This is a genomic window from Pseudomonas sp. C6002 (genome assembly GCF_013385805.1).
In the GTDB taxonomy this organism is placed as follows: domain Bacteria; phylum Pseudomonadota; class Gammaproteobacteria; order Pseudomonadales; family Pseudomonadaceae; genus Aquipseudomonas.
Genome location: NZ_JACAPH010000027.1, coordinates 32,774 through 49,918, shown reverse-complemented (window position 1 = coordinate 49,918; position 17,145 = coordinate 32,774). Strand labels below are relative to the sequence as shown.

The following is a 17,145-nucleotide window of genomic DNA, read 5'->3' as shown; positions in this document are numbered from 1 at the left end:
CGTTGAATTACAGGAAGAAATCCATGCGGAAGTAGATCGGCGCTTCGCGCTCGCTCATCACTGCCGGGCGTTCCAGGGAATGGGCAAAGGTCACGCTGGTGCTGACGTATTTGCCACGGGCGAACAACTCCAGCGAGTTGCTCGAGACCCGGCCGTGCACGTTGTCGTTGTAGCGGCCATTGCTGATCACACCCTGGTCGTAGCCGACGCTGGCGCCGTATTCGGCAAAGGCCGGGCGCATCCAGTCCCAGGTCACCGGGCGCGCCCAGCGCACGTCGTTGCGCCAGTAGCCGCCGCTGTCGCCGGTGAGCTGCTGGTCTTTGAAACCGCGCACCGAGGCCGAGCCGCCGAGGCTCATGCGCTGGGGGCTGAACAGAATGTCTTCACTGCGTTGGCCGGTGGCCAGGCTGGAGAAACTGAACGACTCACCCCATAGCGTGAATGGCTGCAGGTAGCTGACGGTGGCGGTGTATTTGCGGTAGCGCGCGTTGGGCAGGCGATTGCCGTACTGATCGCGCTCGTTTTCAGCTTGGGCATCGAAGGCGCCGATACCGTTCTGCATGCCCAGGTCGAGGTTGACGAAGGCATTGCCGATGCGGCGACCGTGGTTGATGCCCAGTTGCAGTTCACTGAGGCGGTTGCTGCTGGGCTCGGTGCGCACGTCGAGGATGTAGTTGTTGGTGCGCAGGTGCGACAGGCCGACGTTCACCGAGGTCTTGCTCACGTCGTCACGATGGATCACCCGCTCGGCGCGCAGTTGGTGGTTTTCGTTGTCGCCGTTCTGCTTGAATTTAAAGTCGTTGGTTACGCCAAAGGTGCGGTAATCACTCTCGCTGTAGGTGTAGCTGAAGTTCCACCAGCCCCACGGCACGTTGTAGTAGAGCATGGTGTTTTTCGAGGTTTTCTGGTGGTCGCTGACGGCATCGTGGCCGCCGCGCAACACAAGCTGGTCGGCCAGGCCCAGGGGGCTGTCCCACTCAAGGCCGGCGCCCCACTGTTGTTCGCCGGTGCTTTTCTGCCCGTCGTTATTGCGCGACAGGCTGGCGCGCCAGGGCTTCTGCGGGACATTCCTGACCTGCACTTCACTGCCGCCCACCTGGCTGCCGGGGGTCAGTTCCATTTGCGCCTGCTTGGACGGCAAGCGATTCAACTGGTCCACCAACTGCTCGATTTCCCGCAGGTTGAGCTGCTCGCCGACCTTGCCGGGAAAGGCCATGGCCAGCTCGCGCGGGGACAGGTTGCTGCCGTCGGCGCCCTTCAAGCCTTCGAGCTTGCCTTCCACCACCAACACCTGGAGGTGGCCGGTGGAAAGGTCCTGCTGCGGCAAGTAAGCACGGCTGGTAACCATGCCTTTGTCGATGTAGTAGTCGGTGATCGACTTGAGCACTTGGTTGAGCTGGGAGACGCCCAGGCACTGGCCGATATACGGCTTGAGCAGGCGCTCGCGGTCCGGTGCAGGCAGGCTGTCGGCACCCTTGAGTTCGATGTCTTTGATCGGGAAGCAACGGGTGTCGGCCGGGGTGGCAGGCGCTTCGGGCTTGGCTTCTTTGCCGGGCAGTTCCTTGAGGTCTTCAAGGCGCCGGCGCTGTTCTTCCAGCAGACGGTTTTGCCGGTCGCGGATCAGGTCCTGGTCGCCAGGCGTAGGCGCCGCCACCGCACTATTGAGTGCGAAGCAAGTCAGCAGGCAAACGCCCAGCAGCAGCCGAGTCCGTGGCAATAATAAAGACATGTTCGATCCGTCGAAAAAGCGGGGGCCGGCAAACTAACATCGAACTTCCAGTCGGCCAAGAATCTGACTTAGTTGGAAGTTATGTTTAATAGGCCTTTAAGTTGCTGATTATTAACAATAAATAAATCATGCAACGCTTAATCGCTTGCAATTGGAATTTTTATTCCGACAAGCGGTAACAGTTTTGATACACCTCCAATGATGGCGCTTACAATTGCCATTACTTGGCCATCAATGCGGTATCAAGACTGGTTAGTAGCCAAAAGATGAGAAAAGTTCGCGGTTATTTTGTGAATTGGATCCCATTTTTCGATATCCCGGTTAACCAACCTCCTTGGTCCGCTCCTGCCCCGCTACCAACTTCAACCCTGGCCGCTCCACATGCCGGGACACATGGGCTGTCACTTCCTGCACGCCCCCTTCGTGGTCGTTATGAATCACCAGCACACCCGGGCGGCGCAGTTGCTCCAGGTCCCCTTCCCCCAGGCTGAAGCTGTCGCTCAAATGCTGGTCGCTCAAGGCCTTGGCCGCCGAGCGCCGCTGGGCAAAGTGCTTGCCACGTCGCTGCTGGTAGCGTGCCCAACTGATCAGTACCATCGCGTTGAAGACGGCAATCCACAGGTAGATCTGCAAGGTATCCAGCGCCGCGAAAATCGGCGCATCGATCCGCGGACCGCCGTGGCTGTCGAGCATCGGCACCAGCCCGCGCACCAGCAGGATAATCAGCCCGGCCCAGGCCAGCAGGGTCAGGAATACGTCGATGGCCCACATCACCGGGCGCTGTTGGGTTCGGATCAGGTTCATGGCTGCACATCCGTAGTGGGGGCTTTGATACCGCGATCCGGGCTGACCCAGCGCGCGCGTTTCTGGTGTTGGCGGAACAACACTTTGGGGAAGCTGACCAGGGTGGTGAACAGGCTCACCAACCAGAACACCAGCGGGTACCAGACGGTCCAGAACAGGGTTTTCCACAGGCCCTTTTCATAGCGCCGGTCGATCATGATGCTCACCGCGAACTGCACCAGGCACACCACTGCCAACAGCAAGCCGGTGAAGGCCGGCGGCATCAGCGAGTCGACGGCGATGGCGGCGGGCAGCGTCACCACCTTGCCCACGGCCCAGAAAATCACCGAGAGCAAAAAGGTGAAGGCCCAACCGGTGGACAGGCAGTACTCGAACAGCAGCGGCCACAGGTAGCGATGGCGCCATTGCCAGATGCCACGAATATTTTTGAACAGCACTTCAGCGCCGCCCTGGGCCCAGCGCAGGCGTTGCTTCCACAGGCCGCCGAGGGTTTCCGGCATCAGGATCCAGCACAGCGCGCGGGGCTCGTAGAAGATGCTCCAGTGGTCCAGTTGCAGCTTCCAGCTCACGTCGATGTCTTCGGTGATCATGTCGGTGCTCCAGTAGTCGACCCGGTCCAGGGCCGCCCGCCGAAACGCCACCACCACGCCGGAGACGGTGAAGATCCGCCCGAAGACCCGCTGGGTGCGCTTGATCAAGCCGATGATCGAAGAGAACTCGCCCACCTGCACCCGGCCGATCAAGGTGGAGCGCGTGCGAATCCGCGGGTTGCCGGTGACCGCCCCCAGGCGCGGGTTGTCGAGCATCGGCGCCACCAGGTACGCCGCGGTGTTCGGCGAGAGCAACGCATCGCCGTCGATGCACACCAGGTATTCGCTGCGCGCTGCTACCGCGCCCATGCGCAAGGCCACAGCCTTGCCCTGGTTTTGCGCCAGGTGCAGCACCCGCAGGCGCGGCTCTTTCAGCGCCAGCGCATCGAGCACGGCGGCGGTGTTGTCGCTGGAGCCGTCGTTGATCGCGATCACTTCAATGTTGCGGTATTGCTGGGCCAACGCGGCACCGATGGTCTCGGCGGCGTTGTCGCCTTCGTTGTAGCAAGGGATCAGGATCGAGATCAGCGGCTCACCGGCCAGCACCGGCGCCGGCGTGTCATCCGCCCACGGCCAGTGGCGCTCCCAGTGCAGCCAGAAGTACAGGCCGCCGGCGATCCACAAGCCGGACATGAACAGTGGATAGAAGAAGACGAAGTCCATCAGGAACTGCCCGGTGACCAGAAAGATCAGGCCCAGGGGCACACCCAATACCAATGACAAGACGATAAGCGCGAGGATTCTGTCGAACATGAGTCAAGGATTCCACTGGTTGGAAAGGGCCGGACGCACGGTTTTCAGATCCGGCGAATTCTCCAGGAAGTTGTCGGGGTAGTAGCCAAAACTGGTCACGCCCTGACGCTTGAGCACGCCCATCCACTCGGCCATTTGTGCACCGTCCAGATCGGGGGCGGCCGAGGTGCGCCAGTCCTTGGCTTGCAACTCGAAGACTGTGCGTTGCAGCGCGCCGGGGCGGGCCTTGACGGTGGCCACGAGCTTTTCCAGCCAGGCGTTGGAGCCTTTGAGGTCCTGGCCTTCCATCAGCGGCATGGCCATCGGCGCAGTCCAGTCGTAGCTGGTGAGGAAGTCGTCAAGGTTCTGCGCGAACCAGGCTTCGCTGCCCGGGTTGAGCATCGGTTCGGCGAAGATATTGCGTGCGGTCTGCACCTGCGGGCCGCGCAGCTTGCGGACCTTGGCCGTCAGCTCATGGGTGAAGTCGATCAGGTAGCGGCTCTTGAAACGCGTCCAGCGCTGCATCACCGCAGGGTCGGCGCGCAGGGCTTCGATGGTGTCCGGCAGGCCATTGGCGGCGTAGGCCTTGAGCGCCAGCGGGCTGGCGTCTTCGAAGTCCGACAGCACCGCGTCGTCGTGGAACAGCACGCCGTCGATGGCACTGGTGCGCGCCAGGTCTTCGTAGATCTCACCGATGACCTGCCGCACTTTCGGATCGAACGGCGACAGGCGCTGGTACTGGTCCGGGTCGATGGCGACCTTGCCGGTTTGCGGGTCCCAACGGGTAACGCGGGGCAGCTTCGAATCGAGGGCGAAACTGAGCACCGGCATCCAGGCAAATACGTTCACGTGGGCCCGGGTGCGCAGTTGCCAGGTGACGCGGTTGAACAGGTCGGCGCGCACCGGCAAATGGCGGTTGGGGAAGTACAGCGAACGCACCAGGCCATCGCCCTTGGGGTCGGCGAAAGCCTGCAGGAACACGGTGCTGGCACCCATGTCGACCACGCGCTGGATCAGTTTGTCGAGGTTGCGCACCTGCTGTTCCGGGTCCGGGTCGTAGACGTTGTCCAGGTCCACATGCAGCACCCGCAGCGGGGCTTCAGTCTGGGTCGCGACGATGGCGTTGGCGTAGTGTTCGCCGTCCGGGTCGGAGGCCACCAGGAAGCGCGGGCTGCTCATCAGGTTGCCGAGGCTGTCGAGACCGTCTTCCAGGGTCAGGGCCATCTGGTAACCCTGCTCGCCCACCACCGCCAGCGAGGTGCCATCGGCAGCGCCGTAAGGCCACACCCACACGCGCGGCGCCTTGCCGGTGACGGCGCGGATCTTGTTGGAGATCGCCGTCACGTCGGTGCGCATCCGCGCCTGGAACTGGGCTTCGGTTTCGTAGCGATGGGTCGCCGGGTCAAAGCGTCGGGTGGTGGCGGCCGGTTGCAGGTTGCCTTGTGGGTTGGCCAGCACGCCCTTGTGGTTGGCGTCGGTGTGCGCGGCGATTTCCACCAGGCCGGACTGGGCGATTTCGCGCACCTGCTGCCAGGTCAGGAAGTCCGAACGCGGCCGAGGTGTACCGGCGAAATCCACCGGCTGGTTCAGCGGCGTATCCACCCACGAACCCACCGGCGCCAGCAGCGCGTGCCAGTTGTAGCTGCGCAGGATCGGCATCACACGGGTGTAGAAGCTCGCGTAGCCGTCATCGAAACTGAGCATGATCGCCTTCGCCGGCAACTCCGGGCCGCCGTTGCGGGCCGCCAAAATCTGGTCGACGGTGACGGGCTGGTAGCCGTTTTCCCGCAGCCACGCCAACTGCTCGATCAAACGTTCGGTGCGCACGGCCACGACGGCCTGATCGGGGTCGCGGTCCTCGATGTCGTGGTAGGCGATACCGAGGAAATGGTTCTTCGGCCACGCCGCTTCGCTGGCAGGCTTGAGCCGCTCGGCGGGTGGAGTGAAAGGTGCGGGTTGCTGGGCGCAAGCGCTGCTCAGCATTAACCCCAGGGCCAACAGGCAACGGGACAAGACGGGCATGATCGGACTCTTCTAGAAGCGGTAGGTGAGGTCGACGATCAGGCGCAGGTCGCTTTCGCGCTCACCGTCATAAGGTCGGCTGATCCAGCTGAGGTTGGCTCCGGTTTCGAGCACGTCGTTCCAGCGAAACCGCTGGCCGTAGCCCACCAGTGCAACGCCGCCGGTACCGTAGTCGCGCTGGCTGTAGGTGCCCGCCCCCACCTGGAACTGCTGGCTCCACTGGGTTTCGTAGCGGTGGTAGAGCACGTGGTTGACGGTGGCCGTGGGCAGCACGCTGAAGTCCGAGCGCGGGTTGAAGTACGGCGTGTCTTCCTTGGTGTTGCGGCTGGTGCCGACTTCCAGGCCCAGGTCGACTTGCACCCCCGGCGAGCTGTACACGCCCTGGCGACCGGTGAGCAGCGCTTCGAGGCGGTTGTTGCCGTCGCTGAAGTGGGACGGGCTCAGGGCCAGTTTCCATTCGCGGCTTTCGTTGGCGCGCCAGCGGATAAACCCGCTGCCGCCGTTGGCAGTAATGTCGGCATTCAGTGCCCGCAGCGGGGTGCTCGCGGAGAGGTAATCGAGACTGCCGCCGTACTGCCATTGGTCATTGATGTCGCGGGCAATCGCGATGCGTGCGCCCTGCTTGTCGCCAAAGCCGTAGGAGTGGTTGGAGACCTCGGCTTCGAGGGTCATGTCGCGGGTGCGCCGCTCTACACCAAGGCGCTGCCAACGGTGTTGGCCGGTGCCTTCTTCGAAATCGGCGGTGGCGTAGCCGGCCCCGCCGAACACGCGCCAGTCTTCATCGATGGGCGGGCTGTAGAGCAAGGTTTCGATGCCGAAATCGCGGCTGCCGGACACCGCGCCCGCGCCGTTATCGCCGCCGCCGTTGCTTTTGCCGGTGTAGGCCTCGACGCGCAATTCGGCCATGTCGTGCACATCCCGCAGGCGGCTGAGGCGCTGTACCTGGCGGTTGTCCGGGGCGCGGTCGACCACGTCATCGGTGAGTGCATCGAGCTGACGCCATTCCTGCAGATCGAGGGCAGTGTGGCCTTGGGAAACCTCCAGGCCGATGTCGCGCGGGGCCTGGGCTTCGGTTTCCTTGAGGGTGTTTTCGGCGCGCCGTGGCCAGTCGCGGGCACGGTACATATCGGCCTGGGCCAGGCGCAGGCCGATATTGCCCGGGGCCTGTTGCACCAGGGCTTCCAGGCCTTTTTCGCTGGCGGGCAGGTCGGCGCCATAGGTGCCGGCCTGGGCGGCCAATTGTTGGGCGTCCATCCAGGCGTCGTTGGGGTTGCCGATGGGCAAGCCCTTGAGCTCGACCCGGGGTTTCTGGGTGCTCGCCAGGTTGTCGGCGACTTCGCGGGCTTCCACCACTTGATCGTTTTCGAGCAGGGCGTAGAACAGCGCGGTGCTGTCTTCGACGTGATCGCCGGCGTCCGCATCGCTTGCCGCCAGGGCCTGGCGATACAGCGGCGCGGCCTTTTCCGGCTGGCGCTGGTCGAGGTAGGCGGCAGCGACCCAGCGCAGGGCGTAGGTCGGCAGTTGCACGCCTTCGCCCTTCAGCACTTCGTAGTCGCGGATCACCTCGGCGGTGCGCGCCCGGGCTTTTAGCGCGCCCAGACGGTCGATGCGCCAGCGCACCACGTCATCATGGGCGTTGGCATCCGGTGTCCAGGTGGTGAGCAGTTGGTCGTAATCCTTGAGGGCACGGTCGGCGATGACGTACCGCTCTTTTTCACTGCGGGTCGCGAACTCGGCCATGCGCACGCGCTCGGCGGCCAGGTCGCCTTCGAGGCGGCGTTGAGTGACCGGGTCCAACAGGCCAGGGCGCCGGGCAGCGAGGCGCAGGGCCGGTTCCGGCAGGCGCGCACGTTGCAGGGCGACGATGTATTCGCGGGCGACTTCAGGTTTGTTGCCAGCACGCATGAACGCCTGGTCGAATTCGAACAGCGCGTCATAGGTAGAACCGGCACGGGTCAGTGCGTAACCCAGGGCCATGCGGCGGTCGGCGTCGTCGGGCTTGGCGGCCACCAGGGCGCGGGTGCGCTGCACCGCTTCAGCGGTCTGGCCGGCGTCCGCCTGGGTCAGGGCCAGGCCGAGTTGCAAGTCCGGGTTATTCGGCTCGCGCAGCAACGCCTGGCGATACACGGCAATCGCCGGTTCCCAACGCTGCTGGTTGCGATAGGTGCGGGCGACGGTGGCCAGCGCCTGGGTGGTGAGGGTGCGTGAGCGGCCCTGGGCCTCGTAGACCGTCAGCACCTCGGCGTCCTGGCGCGCCCAGCTGGCAATCAACAGGTGATCGCTGACCTGCCCCGGCGTCTGGCGCTCGGCGGGCATTTGGCGCAACAGGTTGAGGGCCGGACCATAGTTGCCACTGCGGGCCTGGTTGATCAGCGAATCATAGGCCGCATCGGCCGATGCCACGACGGGCCAGAGCAGTTGGCTGCACAGGGCCAGGCGGATAAACGGATGAATATTACGCGACATGTCGTCAGCTTCCTCACCAGGGAAAGCTGTAGCGATAAGTTCACCTGCACGACACTCCAGGCGGCCGGCATCTGATGACGCGGCCAAGCTTTCCCGGGGCGCAATATCCTTGAGGGGGGTACAAAAAAGGCCAATTCAGAACAATTGTTCAGAATTGGCCTACATCACTTTGAGCCGAATCTTATTGAGCGCCGCTGACCGCGCCGAACTTGCCCAGCACAAAACCAATGAATTGCTCGACGGTCATTTTCTGGCCGTTGAAGGTCACTTCATTGTTGGCGTAGTGCAGCTTGGACACGATATCGGTACCCACCAGGGTCGCCAGTTGAGTACCCACGGCCATGCCGCTGATCATCTCGCTGGCCATCTGGGATTGCTGCTCGATGGCTTTCGGGTCGGTCACACCACCGATCTGCGCCTGCAGGCCGGCAACGTCCTGGATCATCGGCTTGGACAGGGTCAGGTTGGCGTCCAGCAGCGCAACGATTTGCTTGCCCAGTTCAACCGGCGGCAGGTCCATGCTCGACGGCTTGGCGAAGTCCGCCACCAGGTTGAAGCGGCTCTCGCCATTGGTGGTTTTCAGCGACAGGTTTTCTACCGCCACTTGCGGCTTGGCAGCCAGCAGTTGGTCGACGTTGGCCTGGGCCAGGGTCTGCTCGGCTTCGGTCAGTTGCAACTCAGGCACGGGCTGGCCAGCAGCGGCAGCGGCCTGGGCCGGCTGTACTTTTTCCTGGTAGAGCTTGGTCAGTACCAGCATCGACGGGATGTCGACGTTCTTCATGCTGACGGCCATGGCCGCCGAGCCCACGGGCTTGCCCTGGTAACCGATCTCGTCGATCTTGTAGTCGACGCGGCCGGCCAGGTTGTTGTCCTTGGTTTCGCTGCTGTCTTTCTGCTCAAAGTTCTTGAGAGTCAGCACTGCTTGCTGCGGGCCGAAGGTGACCTTGGTGTTGGTCAGCTCGACGGTGTTTTGCCCGGTGTAGAAACCGAAGGTGGTTTTTTCCAGGTTGCTGGCGATGGTCAGGCCGCTCAGCTCCGCATCCAGCTTGGCGTTGTTGGCATCGATGACCGAGACCTTGAGGCTGTCCATGTAGCCGCTGGCCTTGACCTTCTTGCCTTCGGCGGTGGAGTCGAAATCGAGGTTGGCGCCGGAGAAGCTCACGGCCGACTTGTCGTCCTTGAGTTCCAGGGGCAGCAGTTCAACGTTGCCGGTCACCGAGCGGTCATAGCCGATGTTGGCCACGCCTTTGAGGGGCGACACGTCCTTGCTGGCAGCGAACCATTTTTCGGTGGTGGGGTTTTTCTCGAGTTCGTAGTGACTGGTGGCCATGACCGGCAGCCACTTCAGCGACACCAGGCGCGAGAACGGCAGCGGGCCGTGTTCGATATGGTCGACGAACAGCAGTTCGGTGTCCTGATGGTTTTCGCCGAACACCGCGCCCTGGGCCTTGAGGCGATAGTGGGCGGTGCTGCTGAACAGCTGACGGTCGAGGGAGACCAGTTCGAGGGTCACAGTGCCGTCGACACCGGCCATGGAGGTCTGCAGTTCCTTGTTGGCGTCCTGGATGGCGGTTTGCAGCACCGGCTCCAGTTGCTTGCCGGTGTACCAGGCACCGCCTGCGCTGATTGCACCAATGGCGACGACGATACCCAAGAGAACGACTGCTGGCTTATTCATGTAGTGACCTGATCAAATCCTGTGAAGTGGGCTGTCTTCCCTGAACCCCGAAGGGTGTCGGCTCAAGCCCGCCGAAATCCGGGGAAGATTAGCATTGGCTGGCGTATGCAGCCCAATTTTTCAATAGGCGCAGACTTCAGCGCTGAACGGTAAAGTGCCTTCGCGAGCAAGCCCGCTCCCACATTCGACTGCATTCCAAAGATGGAACTCGATCGAATGTGGGAGCGGGCTTGCTCGCGAAGGCGTCAGTACAGACACCACAGATTTCAGGAATACTCGGTTTCGATCTCATCGAGTTGATGGTCGAAGCTTTTCAGGCGCGCCGTCCACGTATACACCAGCACCTCAAACTCACGGTGAATCACCGCATTGCCCGGCGTATCCGACTTGGGATCATAAAAATCCAGCTGGTAACGCTCTCGCGCCATCGCAGTGGCCACATCGGATAATTCCCGGGCGTTATTCAGCCAATGCCGTCCGTCGGCGACTTGCCGATCAAGCATCACGCATTGTTTTTTCAGGGCTTCGAGGCTTTTTTCCAGCGGTGTGCCGGTCAGTTCGCCCATGACTTCCTGGAAGGTGCGCCCCGGCTGCCAGTAGCTGCCCCAGAAGTAGCGGTCGAACACCGTCTCGACCCGGCGCAGGGCAACCTTGGTATCCCAGATCGCCACGCGGGTCTTGCCTTGTTCGAGCAGTCTTCGCTTGATTCGCTGGCCCTGGTAGGAGGCCCAGGCCACCACGCCGATGGACAGCACCGCGATCAGCGCGCTGGCGCTGTCGAGGAACACCATGGCCTTGTCGATTTGATGGGCCAGCATGATGCCGTAGAAGTAAGTCGCCGATAGCAACACCAGTGCGAAGAACACGCACCAGAAAGCGGGAGCATAAGGGTTTTTCATTATTGGAATCCCCATGAGCAAACGCGAGCAGTGACCAGCGGACCATCACGTAAGTCCGCCTGTCAAAGCATAGCAATCAGCTCAGGGTTTGCTGGCTTGTGTGGCTTGCGTTCGTCCACTTTCCCAGCCACCGCCCAGGGCCAGGAACAAATCGATCTGGCTCATGGCAACCTGGGTGTTCGCCGCCGCCAATTGCGCCCGCACGTCGGTGTAGGTGCGAGTGGCTTGCAGGTCGGCCAGGAACGACGCGCGGCCGGCCTGGAAGAACCGGTGCGTCTGCTCCGCCGCCTCTTTGGCCGACGCGCCGGCATCCGCCAGGGCATCGCGGCGTTGCAGTTGCGCGGTGTATTGCGCCAGGCCCGTCTGGGTTTCACGGATAGCGTTGAGCACCACCCCGTCGAAGTGCGCCAGGGCGCCCTGGGTCGCGGCTTCGGCTTCGTGGATGCGGGCGCGGGCGCCGTTGGTCGGCAGCGTCCAGCTGATCAGCGGGCCAAAGCCCCAACGGTTGGTGGCCGGGGTGCCGAGGTCATCCAGGATGCCGACGGTACCCACGGTGGCGCCGATGCTGATGTCCGGGTACAGCGCGCCGGTGGCCACACCGATGCGCGCGGTGGCCGCCGCCAGTTGGCGTTCGGCCTGGCGCACGTCAGGGCGGCGCTTGAGCAGCGTGGCGCCATCGCCCACCGGCAACAACTGCGCGATGTGCGGCAGCTCGGCGCATTGGGCAGTGCCGGCCGGCAGTTGATCCAGCGGCCTGGCCAGCAACATCGACAGGCGGAACAGCCCGGCCTGGCGCAGTGCTTCATAGCGCGGCATTTCGGCGCGCAAGGATTTGTATTGGGTTTGCGAACGGGTGACCTGGGTTTCATCACCGCGCCCGGCATCCCGCAGGCGCTGGGTCAGGTGCGTGCTCTGGGCTTGCAGGTCGAGGGACTCGTTGGCGATCGCCAGCTCTTCGTTGGCCGCACACACTTGGGTGTAGGAGCGCACCACGTCCGCCACCAGCGTGATACGGGCGATATCGGACGCCGCCTGGGCCGCATCGGCAGTGGCCTGGGAGCTTTCAATGCCGCGCTGCAAGGTGCCGAACAAATCGAATTGATAGGAGGTGCTGATACTGGCGCTGCCGATATTCGCCACCGGGACTTTTTCCGTCAGCAAATAGGCCTCACCCGATTCTTGCAGGCGCTGGGCTTCGGCCTTGGCGCCGGCACTCCAGCCGCCGGCCGATTCGGCTTGCTGCACCTGATAGCGCGAGCGCTGCAAGTTGGCCGCAGCCACCCGCAGGTCGGTGTTGGAGGCCATGGCCTGCTCCACCAGCTTATCCAGGCGCGGGTCCTGGTAGAGCTTCCACCAGTCCGCCGGCACCGGCGCCGACACCACATTGCTGCCCTCCCCGGCCAACTGGCCCTGAAGGTCACCGCGGTTCACGGCCGCCTTGTCCGGCAGCTTGTAATCGGGCCCCACCACTTGGCAGGCCGACAGCAACAACCCCAGCCCGGCGGTTGCTAAAAGCCGTTTCATGGCTTGTTCTCCGACTTGGGTTGGTCGTCGATGATCGACACGGTGGCGGTGCGCCCGGCAATCATGCGGAAGTCCGCCGGCACATCGTCAAACGCAATGCGCACCGGAATCCGCTGGGCCAGGCGCACCCAGCTGAACGCCGGGTTGACGTTGGGCAGCAGGTTGGAGCCGCTGGTGCGGTCACGGTCTTCGATACCGGCGACGATGCTCTGCACATGCCCGCGCAGGCGAGCGTTGTCGCCGATCACGCGGATGTCGACGCTCTGGCCGACATGAATGCCGTCGAGCTTGGTCTCTTCAAAGTAGCCGTCGATGTGGAAGGAGTTGCTGTCCACCACCGACAACACCGGACGCCCAGCGGTCACGAACTCCTGGTTACGCGGCGCACGGTCGTTGATGTAGCCGTCCACCGGGCTGCGGATCACCGAGCGGTCCAGGTTGAGTTGCGCGGCATCCACCGCCACTTGCGACTCGGCCAGGGCCGATTGGGCACGGGCGACGCGGGACTGGCTTTCTTCCAGTTGCTCGCTGGCCACCAGGTTGCCGAGGCCACGGTTACGCTTGTTCTCGCGCACGGCCTGGGCCAGGGTTTCCTGACGGTCGGCCACGGCGGCCTGGGCCTGGCGCAGGGCCAGCTTGAAACGGTCCTGGTCGACGGAGAACAGCACCTGGCCGCGCACCACCAACTGGTTATCGCGCACGTCCACTTGCTGGATCAGCCCGGACACGTCCGGGGCGATCTGCACGATGTCGGCACGGATGTGGCCGTCACGGGTCCACGGCGCGAACATGTAGTACATCACCATGCGCCACACCACGACGCAGGCGAAGGTCACCACCAGTAACGTCAGGACTACACGGCCAATGGTCAAAAAAGGTTTTTTCATGTCATGAGGTATCGACTGAGTGAATCCACTGCGCCCAGCAACAGAGCGTAGAGACCCACATTGAACAATGCCCGGTGCCAGACCAGGCGATAGAAGTGGACGCGGGTCAACAGCCCGTGCACCACCAGGTACAACACATACGTAATGCCCATCAGCACCAGCAACGTGGGCAGGAACACCCCGCTGATATCCAGATCACCGATCATAAAGGCGCTCCATCGGGTAACGGCGCTTCCATCTCTGTGCCGCCAAGAAATTCCACGCCGGGCAACAGCGCCAGGCGCAAGCCGCTGAGGGCGTGCAACAAATGCAGGCGGGTTTCGTCCTCGCCTTGCAGGCCCTGGCCGTTGAGGGCGCGGCGGGTACGGTCGAGGGTCATCAGCAGACCGCTGGGGGCCGGCAGACGTTCACCGGCCTTGAGGCAGGCCTTGAAGTAACCGCCGACGCCTTCCACCACCTGGTTCAACAACACACGCGGCACCCCGAGGATGCGCGGCGAGTACGCCAGCAGGTCCAGCAGGTTCAGCGCCACCCGCACTTCCCGCAGGGCGATGCCGGTGTCCTGGCCGGTCATGGCCAGGCGCGGCAGGTGTTGCATCAGGCGGTCGAGCATTTGCACGCCCATCTTGCGGTGTTCGGCCAGGGTCGCAGGCTCGGTCAGGGTGACGATGTCGCGCCAGCTGAAACGGGTCAGGCGCTTGGCCGCAAGCTCAGCGCCGAACGGCCGGGCAATCAGGGTCCAGACAAAGGCGAACAACAGGCCCACCGGGCCCGCCAGGTTGGAGTTGGCAAAGGCCAGGAAGTCCGCGTCGTAGGCACCCTGGATGCTGATGAACGACGAGGTGTTGACCAGCGTCAGCAGCATGCCGAGGTAGAAGCGCGGCTGTACCGTCAGCGTGCCGATGCAGATAAAGGGCACCGAAAACGCCAGCACCAGCATCGGGAAATCATGCAGGTTGGGCAGCACCAGAAACAGGTAGAGGCTGGCGAACAGCACCGACATCGCCGTCCAGAAAAAGAACCGGTAGATCTGCGGCGCCGGGTCGTCCATGGAGGCGAAGAAGCTGCAGGCCACCGCCGCGAGGATCACCGCGCTGCCACCGTCGGTCCAGCCCAGCAGGATCCACAACACCGAGGCGACGATGATCGCGGTGACGGTGGAAAACGCCGAGTAGAACATCAGGCCACGGTCGAGGAATGGCGTCAGCCGGCCCAGGCGCCAGTGGCGGTAAACTGCGCGCCAGCTGTCCTGGCTTTCGCACTGGATGGCGGCTTGCAGGCTGCGGCAGTCTTGCCACAGATCCACCCACTCGCCCAGGCGATACAGGGCGTTGGAGAACAGCAACTGATGGCGGTCATCCAGGGCGTCGGCATCGGGTTGCAGGGCTTCGATCTGGTCACGCAGGACACGCCAGCGTTCGAGGGGCGCATCCTTTTGCGTGCTGGCCAGCCACTCGTTGGCGGCGGTCAGCAGCGGCGTGAAGCGCTCGAGCAATTCCGGCGCGCGGTGTTCCAGGGCGTACACGGCGTCGTCCAGTGCGTCGATCACCGGCAGCAGGTGGATCATCCGCCCGCGCAGCTCCTTTGTATTGCGCACCGTTTGCGGCCGGGAGCCCTCGTGGGGCAGTTGGCCGATCATCAATTCCAGGGTGTTGAAGGTAGCGACCATGCCGCCGCGCAGGGTGCTGATTTCCTCGGGTTGCACGTTGCGGCTGAGGAAGCGCTGGCTGTAGATCTGGGCGTCGGCAAACCACTTGCTCACCGAGTCATCGAACACCGGCGCCAGGCGTCGCGGCCAGAACATCGCCCCCACCACCGCCGCCACGGCGATGCCGAGGAAGATCTCTTCGGTCCGCGCTTCGGCCACATCCCACACCGCCAGCGGGTTATCCACCACCGGCAGGGCGATCAGCGGCAAGGTGTAGCCGGCCAGCATCAGCGCATAGCTGTTGGCGGTGCGCAGGTGCAGGGACAGGAACAGCAGAATCCCGGTCCACAGCGCGATCACCACCACCAACACGTAAGGCGTCTGCACAAACATCGGCACAAAAAACACCGCAGCGGCCGCGCCCATGAAGGTACCGACCGCCCGGTACAGCGCCTTGGAGCTGGTAGGGCCGACAAACGGGCTGGACACGATATACACCGTGGCCATCGCCCAATACGGACGCGGCATTTGCATCAGCATGGCGATGTACAACGCGATCATTGAAGCGGCGAATGTCCTTACGCCATAGAACCAATCCCTGGCCGGCGGCATGCCGGTAAAAAATCCGTTCAAGAACTCACAACCATGGGATGTTGATTGGCACCTTCGAAGGCCCGCAGTACACGCAAAGCAGCTTCCAGGTCATCGGGGTCGATTGTCGCCAGCACCTCGCGGCGCAGGCGCACCAGTTGCTGTTCCACTGCCTGCACCAGCTCGCGGCCACGCGCGGTGAGGCTCAAGGCCTTGGCGCGGCGGTCGTGGATGTCTTCGGTGCGGCACACATAGCCGGAACTGCACAGCTGATCCAACAGGCGCACCAGGGACGGGCTTTCCATCCCGGCGGCCTGGGCTACCTTGACCTGGTGCACACCGTCGCCGAGGCGGCCGATCATCAGCAGCGGCACGGCGCAGGCTTCGGAGATGCCATAGCTGACGAGCGTGGTCTGGCAGATTTTGCGCCAGGTCCTGGCACCTACCACCATGCTGCTGCTGATGTTCATCTGGAGTTGTTCGAGGGTCTGGGACACTGGATTATTCGCATACAGTTAGTTTGCTAACTATCAATATGGTCGATGGATCCAATGCAGTCAAGTTTTGATACAAATTTGCGGATGGGTGGATGGCCCGTGGGCTAAGTAAAGCTGGTTTGGGGAAAGGTGGTTTGCTGTCAGCAACCATCAGTCGCCTCACTCAGCTCACATGCGTCGTCAGGTATGCACGTTGTATATACTTCGTACATACCAATCTAGAGCATTCACTTATGTCAAAACTAGCCGTTTTCACCTTGAAGCTTGAGTCGGAACTACGCGACCAATTCATGGCCGAGTGCGAGGCTACCCACCGTCCTGCATCGCAAATCGTGCGAGATATGATGCGTCAGTTTGTCCAGGCCCAGCAGGAATCACGGGAGTACGACGCGTTCTTGCAGCGTAAAGTAGACGCCTCTCGCGCCTCGATACAGGCAGGCAGAGAGATTTCCAATGAGGATTTGGAAGCTGAGTTTTCTGCGAAACGTGCTCACGTAGATAATCAGGAATGAGGGTTGCCTGGACGCCGGAAGCGGCGCAGGACCGTAGGGATATCTGGGACTTTTTATTTGAGAAAAACCCACAAGCCGCAGCCGATATGGATCGACGCTTCAGCAGTGCAGTGCTGGGGCTGGCAAAACACCCAGAAATCGGCCCACTCGGCAGGATCACAGGCACACGCGAAGTCATTCCTCATCCAAGCTACCGCCTTGCTTACCAACTTGAGCCCGACGTAGAAAGGGTCGTGGCGCTTGTGCACACCGCTCGCCAATGGCCACCAGAGAAAGCAACCGCCTCTTGACGGCCTAGACTCCTCGCCCCTCTCTCAACCGCAAATTCAACTCATCCACCACCTCCGCCCAATCCGCGTCCTCCAGAATCTCTTCACGCAAAAACGCCCGCTGGGGCGGCGTCCAGAAAAACGCTTCCGCCAGATGCAATTCGGGCTTGAGTGGGGAGTGGACCGCGATGAACCGCTCGATGCTGACCGGGTCATCGGGCAAACCGAGCTGTTTGAACAACGATGGCAAGTTGTGGACTGGGGATTCCATGAGGCGTTCCTGGAGAGAGTGTTCAC

Annotated in this window: 15 protein-coding genes; 2 read left to right on the top strand and 13 right to left on the bottom strand. The window is 62.7% G+C overall.

Annotation, left to right across the window (positions count from 1 at the left end):
• Positions 1-7: 7 nt before the first annotated feature.
• From HX817_RS17455 to HX817_RS17400, 12 genes are all read right to left on the bottom strand, one after another.
• Positions 8-1,729, bottom strand: a complete 1,722-nt coding sequence (locus HX817_RS17455) for a ShlB/FhaC/HecB family hemolysin secretion/activation protein (protein ID WP_177040686.1) — start codon at positions 1,727-1,729, stop codon at positions 8-10.
• Positions 1,730-2,050: 321 nt separating this feature from the next.
• Positions 2,051-2,533: a poly-beta-1,6-N-acetyl-D-glucosamine biosynthesis protein PgaD gene (gene pgaD / locus HX817_RS17450; RefSeq protein WP_008433665.1), complete on the bottom strand. Its 483-nt coding sequence runs from the start codon at positions 2,531-2,533 to the stop codon at positions 2,051-2,053.
• Positions 2,530-3,876: a poly-beta-1,6-N-acetyl-D-glucosamine synthase gene (gene pgaC / locus HX817_RS17445; protein ID WP_003218180.1), complete on the bottom strand. Its 1,347-nt coding sequence runs from the start codon at positions 3,874-3,876 to the stop codon at positions 2,530-2,532. Before pgaC ends, pgaD begins: the two co-directional genes overlap by 4 nt.
• A 3-nt stretch (positions 3,877-3,879) precedes the next feature.
• Positions 3,880-5,877 carry a poly-beta-1,6-N-acetyl-D-glucosamine N-deacetylase PgaB gene (pgaB, locus tag HX817_RS17440; RefSeq protein WP_008433662.1) on the bottom strand — a complete coding sequence of 666 codons (1,998 nt, stop codon included), beginning with the start codon at positions 5,875-5,877 and terminating at the stop codon, positions 3,880-3,882.
• Between the two features lie 12 nt (positions 5,878-5,889).
• Positions 5,890-8,343 (bottom strand): poly-beta-1,6 N-acetyl-D-glucosamine export porin PgaA, encoded by a 2,454-nt coding sequence (gene pgaA, locus HX817_RS17435; protein ID WP_177022636.1) that lies wholly within the window; start codon positions 8,341-8,343, stop codon positions 5,890-5,892.
• Positions 8,344-8,524: 181 nt separating this feature from the next.
• Complete coding sequence (locus tag HX817_RS17430) at positions 8,525-10,021, bottom strand: YdgA family protein (RefSeq protein WP_023659325.1); 1,497 nt, start codon at positions 10,019-10,021, stop codon at positions 8,525-8,527.
• A gap of 266 nt (positions 10,022-10,287) precedes the next feature.
• On the bottom strand, positions 10,288-10,920 hold the full coding sequence (locus HX817_RS17425) for a hypothetical protein (protein ID WP_003218188.1): 633 nt from the start codon (positions 10,918-10,920) through the stop codon (positions 10,288-10,290).
• An 81-nt stretch (positions 10,921-11,001) separates the two neighbouring features.
• Positions 11,002-12,444, bottom strand: a complete 1,443-nt coding sequence (locus HX817_RS17420; RefSeq protein ID WP_008433656.1) for an efflux transporter outer membrane subunit — start codon at positions 12,442-12,444, stop codon at positions 11,002-11,004.
• Positions 12,441-13,331 (bottom strand): efflux RND transporter periplasmic adaptor subunit, encoded by an 891-nt coding sequence (locus HX817_RS17415; protein ID WP_003218191.1) that lies wholly within the window; start codon positions 13,329-13,331, stop codon positions 12,441-12,443. The genes HX817_RS17420 and HX817_RS17415 overlap by 4 nt, the downstream gene beginning before the upstream one ends.
• A complete protein-coding gene (locus HX817_RS17410) occupies positions 13,328-13,537 on the bottom strand; it encodes a DUF1656 domain-containing protein (protein ID WP_003218193.1) in 210 nt (69 codons plus the stop codon). Before HX817_RS17410 ends, HX817_RS17415 begins: the two co-directional genes overlap by 4 nt.
• A complete protein-coding gene (locus HX817_RS17405) occupies positions 13,534-15,612 on the bottom strand; it encodes an FUSC family protein (protein WP_177027843.1) in 2,079 nt (692 codons plus the stop codon). Before HX817_RS17405 ends, HX817_RS17410 begins: the two co-directional genes overlap by 4 nt.
• Positions 15,609-16,040 (bottom strand): MarR family winged helix-turn-helix transcriptional regulator, encoded by a 432-nt coding sequence (locus HX817_RS17400; RefSeq protein WP_008433651.1) that lies wholly within the window; start codon positions 16,038-16,040, stop codon positions 15,609-15,611. Before HX817_RS17400 ends, HX817_RS17405 begins: the two co-directional genes overlap by 4 nt.
• 260 nt (positions 16,041-16,300) lie before the next feature.
• Between HX817_RS17400 and HX817_RS17395 the strand changes: the two genes are divergently transcribed.
• Positions 16,301-16,579 carry a hypothetical protein gene (locus HX817_RS17395; RefSeq protein WP_003218199.1) on the top strand — a complete coding sequence of 93 codons (279 nt, stop codon included), beginning with the start codon at positions 16,301-16,303 and terminating at the stop codon, positions 16,577-16,579.
• The gene (locus HX817_RS17390) at positions 16,576-16,869 is read left to right on the top strand and encodes a type II toxin-antitoxin system RelE/ParE family toxin (protein ID WP_177027844.1); all 294 of its coding nucleotides are present in this window, start codon (positions 16,576-16,578) and stop codon (positions 16,867-16,869) included. The genes HX817_RS17395 and HX817_RS17390 overlap by 4 nt, the downstream gene beginning before the upstream one ends.
• A gap of 4 nt (positions 16,870-16,873) precedes the next feature.
• Here HX817_RS17390 and HX817_RS17385 read toward each other — a convergent pair whose 3' ends face one another.
• Positions 16,874-17,119, bottom strand: coding sequence for a DUF2789 domain-containing protein (locus HX817_RS17385; RefSeq protein WP_177020625.1), 246 nt, complete (start codon positions 17,117-17,119; stop codon positions 16,874-16,876).
• Between the last annotated feature and the right edge of the window lie 26 nt (positions 17,120-17,145).

Bases quoted from the DNA above. Each gene is read 5' to 3' on its own strand.
- HX817_RS17455 (WP_177040686.1), bottom strand. From the start codon at position 1,729: ATGTCTTTATTATTGCCACGGACTCGGCTGCTGCTGGGCGTTTGCCTG.
- pgaD (WP_008433665.1), bottom strand. From the start codon at position 2,533: ATGAACCTGATCCGAACCCAACAGCGCCCGGTGATGTGGGCCATCGAC.
- pgaC (WP_003218180.1), bottom strand. From the start codon at position 3,876: ATGTTCGACAGAATCCTCGCGCTTATCGTCTTGTCATTGGTATTGGGT.
- pgaB (WP_008433662.1), bottom strand. From the start codon at position 5,877: ATGCCCGTCTTGTCCCGTTGCCTGTTGGCCCTGGGGTTAATGCTGAGC.
- pgaA (WP_177022636.1), bottom strand. From the start codon at position 8,343: ATGTCGCGTAATATTCATCCGTTTATCCGCCTGGCCCTGTGCAGCCAA.
- HX817_RS17430 (WP_023659325.1), bottom strand. From the start codon at position 10,021: ATGAATAAGCCAGCAGTCGTTCTCTTGGGTATCGTCGTCGCCATTGGT.
- HX817_RS17425 (WP_003218188.1), bottom strand. From the start codon at position 10,920: ATGAAAAACCCTTATGCTCCCGCTTTCTGGTGCGTGTTCTTCGCACTG.
- HX817_RS17420 (WP_008433656.1), bottom strand. From the start codon at position 12,444: ATGAAACGGCTTTTAGCAACCGCCGGGCTGGGGTTGTTGCTGTCGGCC.
- HX817_RS17415 (WP_003218191.1), bottom strand. From the start codon at position 13,331: ATGAAAAAACCTTTTTTGACCATTGGCCGTGTAGTCCTGACGTTACTG.
- HX817_RS17410 (WP_003218193.1), bottom strand. From the start codon at position 13,537: ATGATCGGTGATCTGGATATCAGCGGGGTGTTCCTGCCCACGTTGCTG.
- HX817_RS17400 (WP_008433651.1), bottom strand. From the start codon at position 16,040: ATGAACATCAGCAGCAGCATGGTGGTAGGTGCCAGGACCTGGCGCAAA.
- HX817_RS17395 (WP_003218199.1), top strand. From the start codon at position 16,301: ATGTCAAAACTAGCCGTTTTCACCTTGAAGCTTGAGTCGGAACTACGC.
- HX817_RS17390 (WP_177027844.1), top strand. From the start codon at position 16,576: ATGAGGGTTGCCTGGACGCCGGAAGCGGCGCAGGACCGTAGGGATATC.
- HX817_RS17385 (WP_177020625.1), bottom strand. From the start codon at position 17,119: ATGGAATCCCCAGTCCACAACTTGCCATCGTTGTTCAAACAGCTCGGT.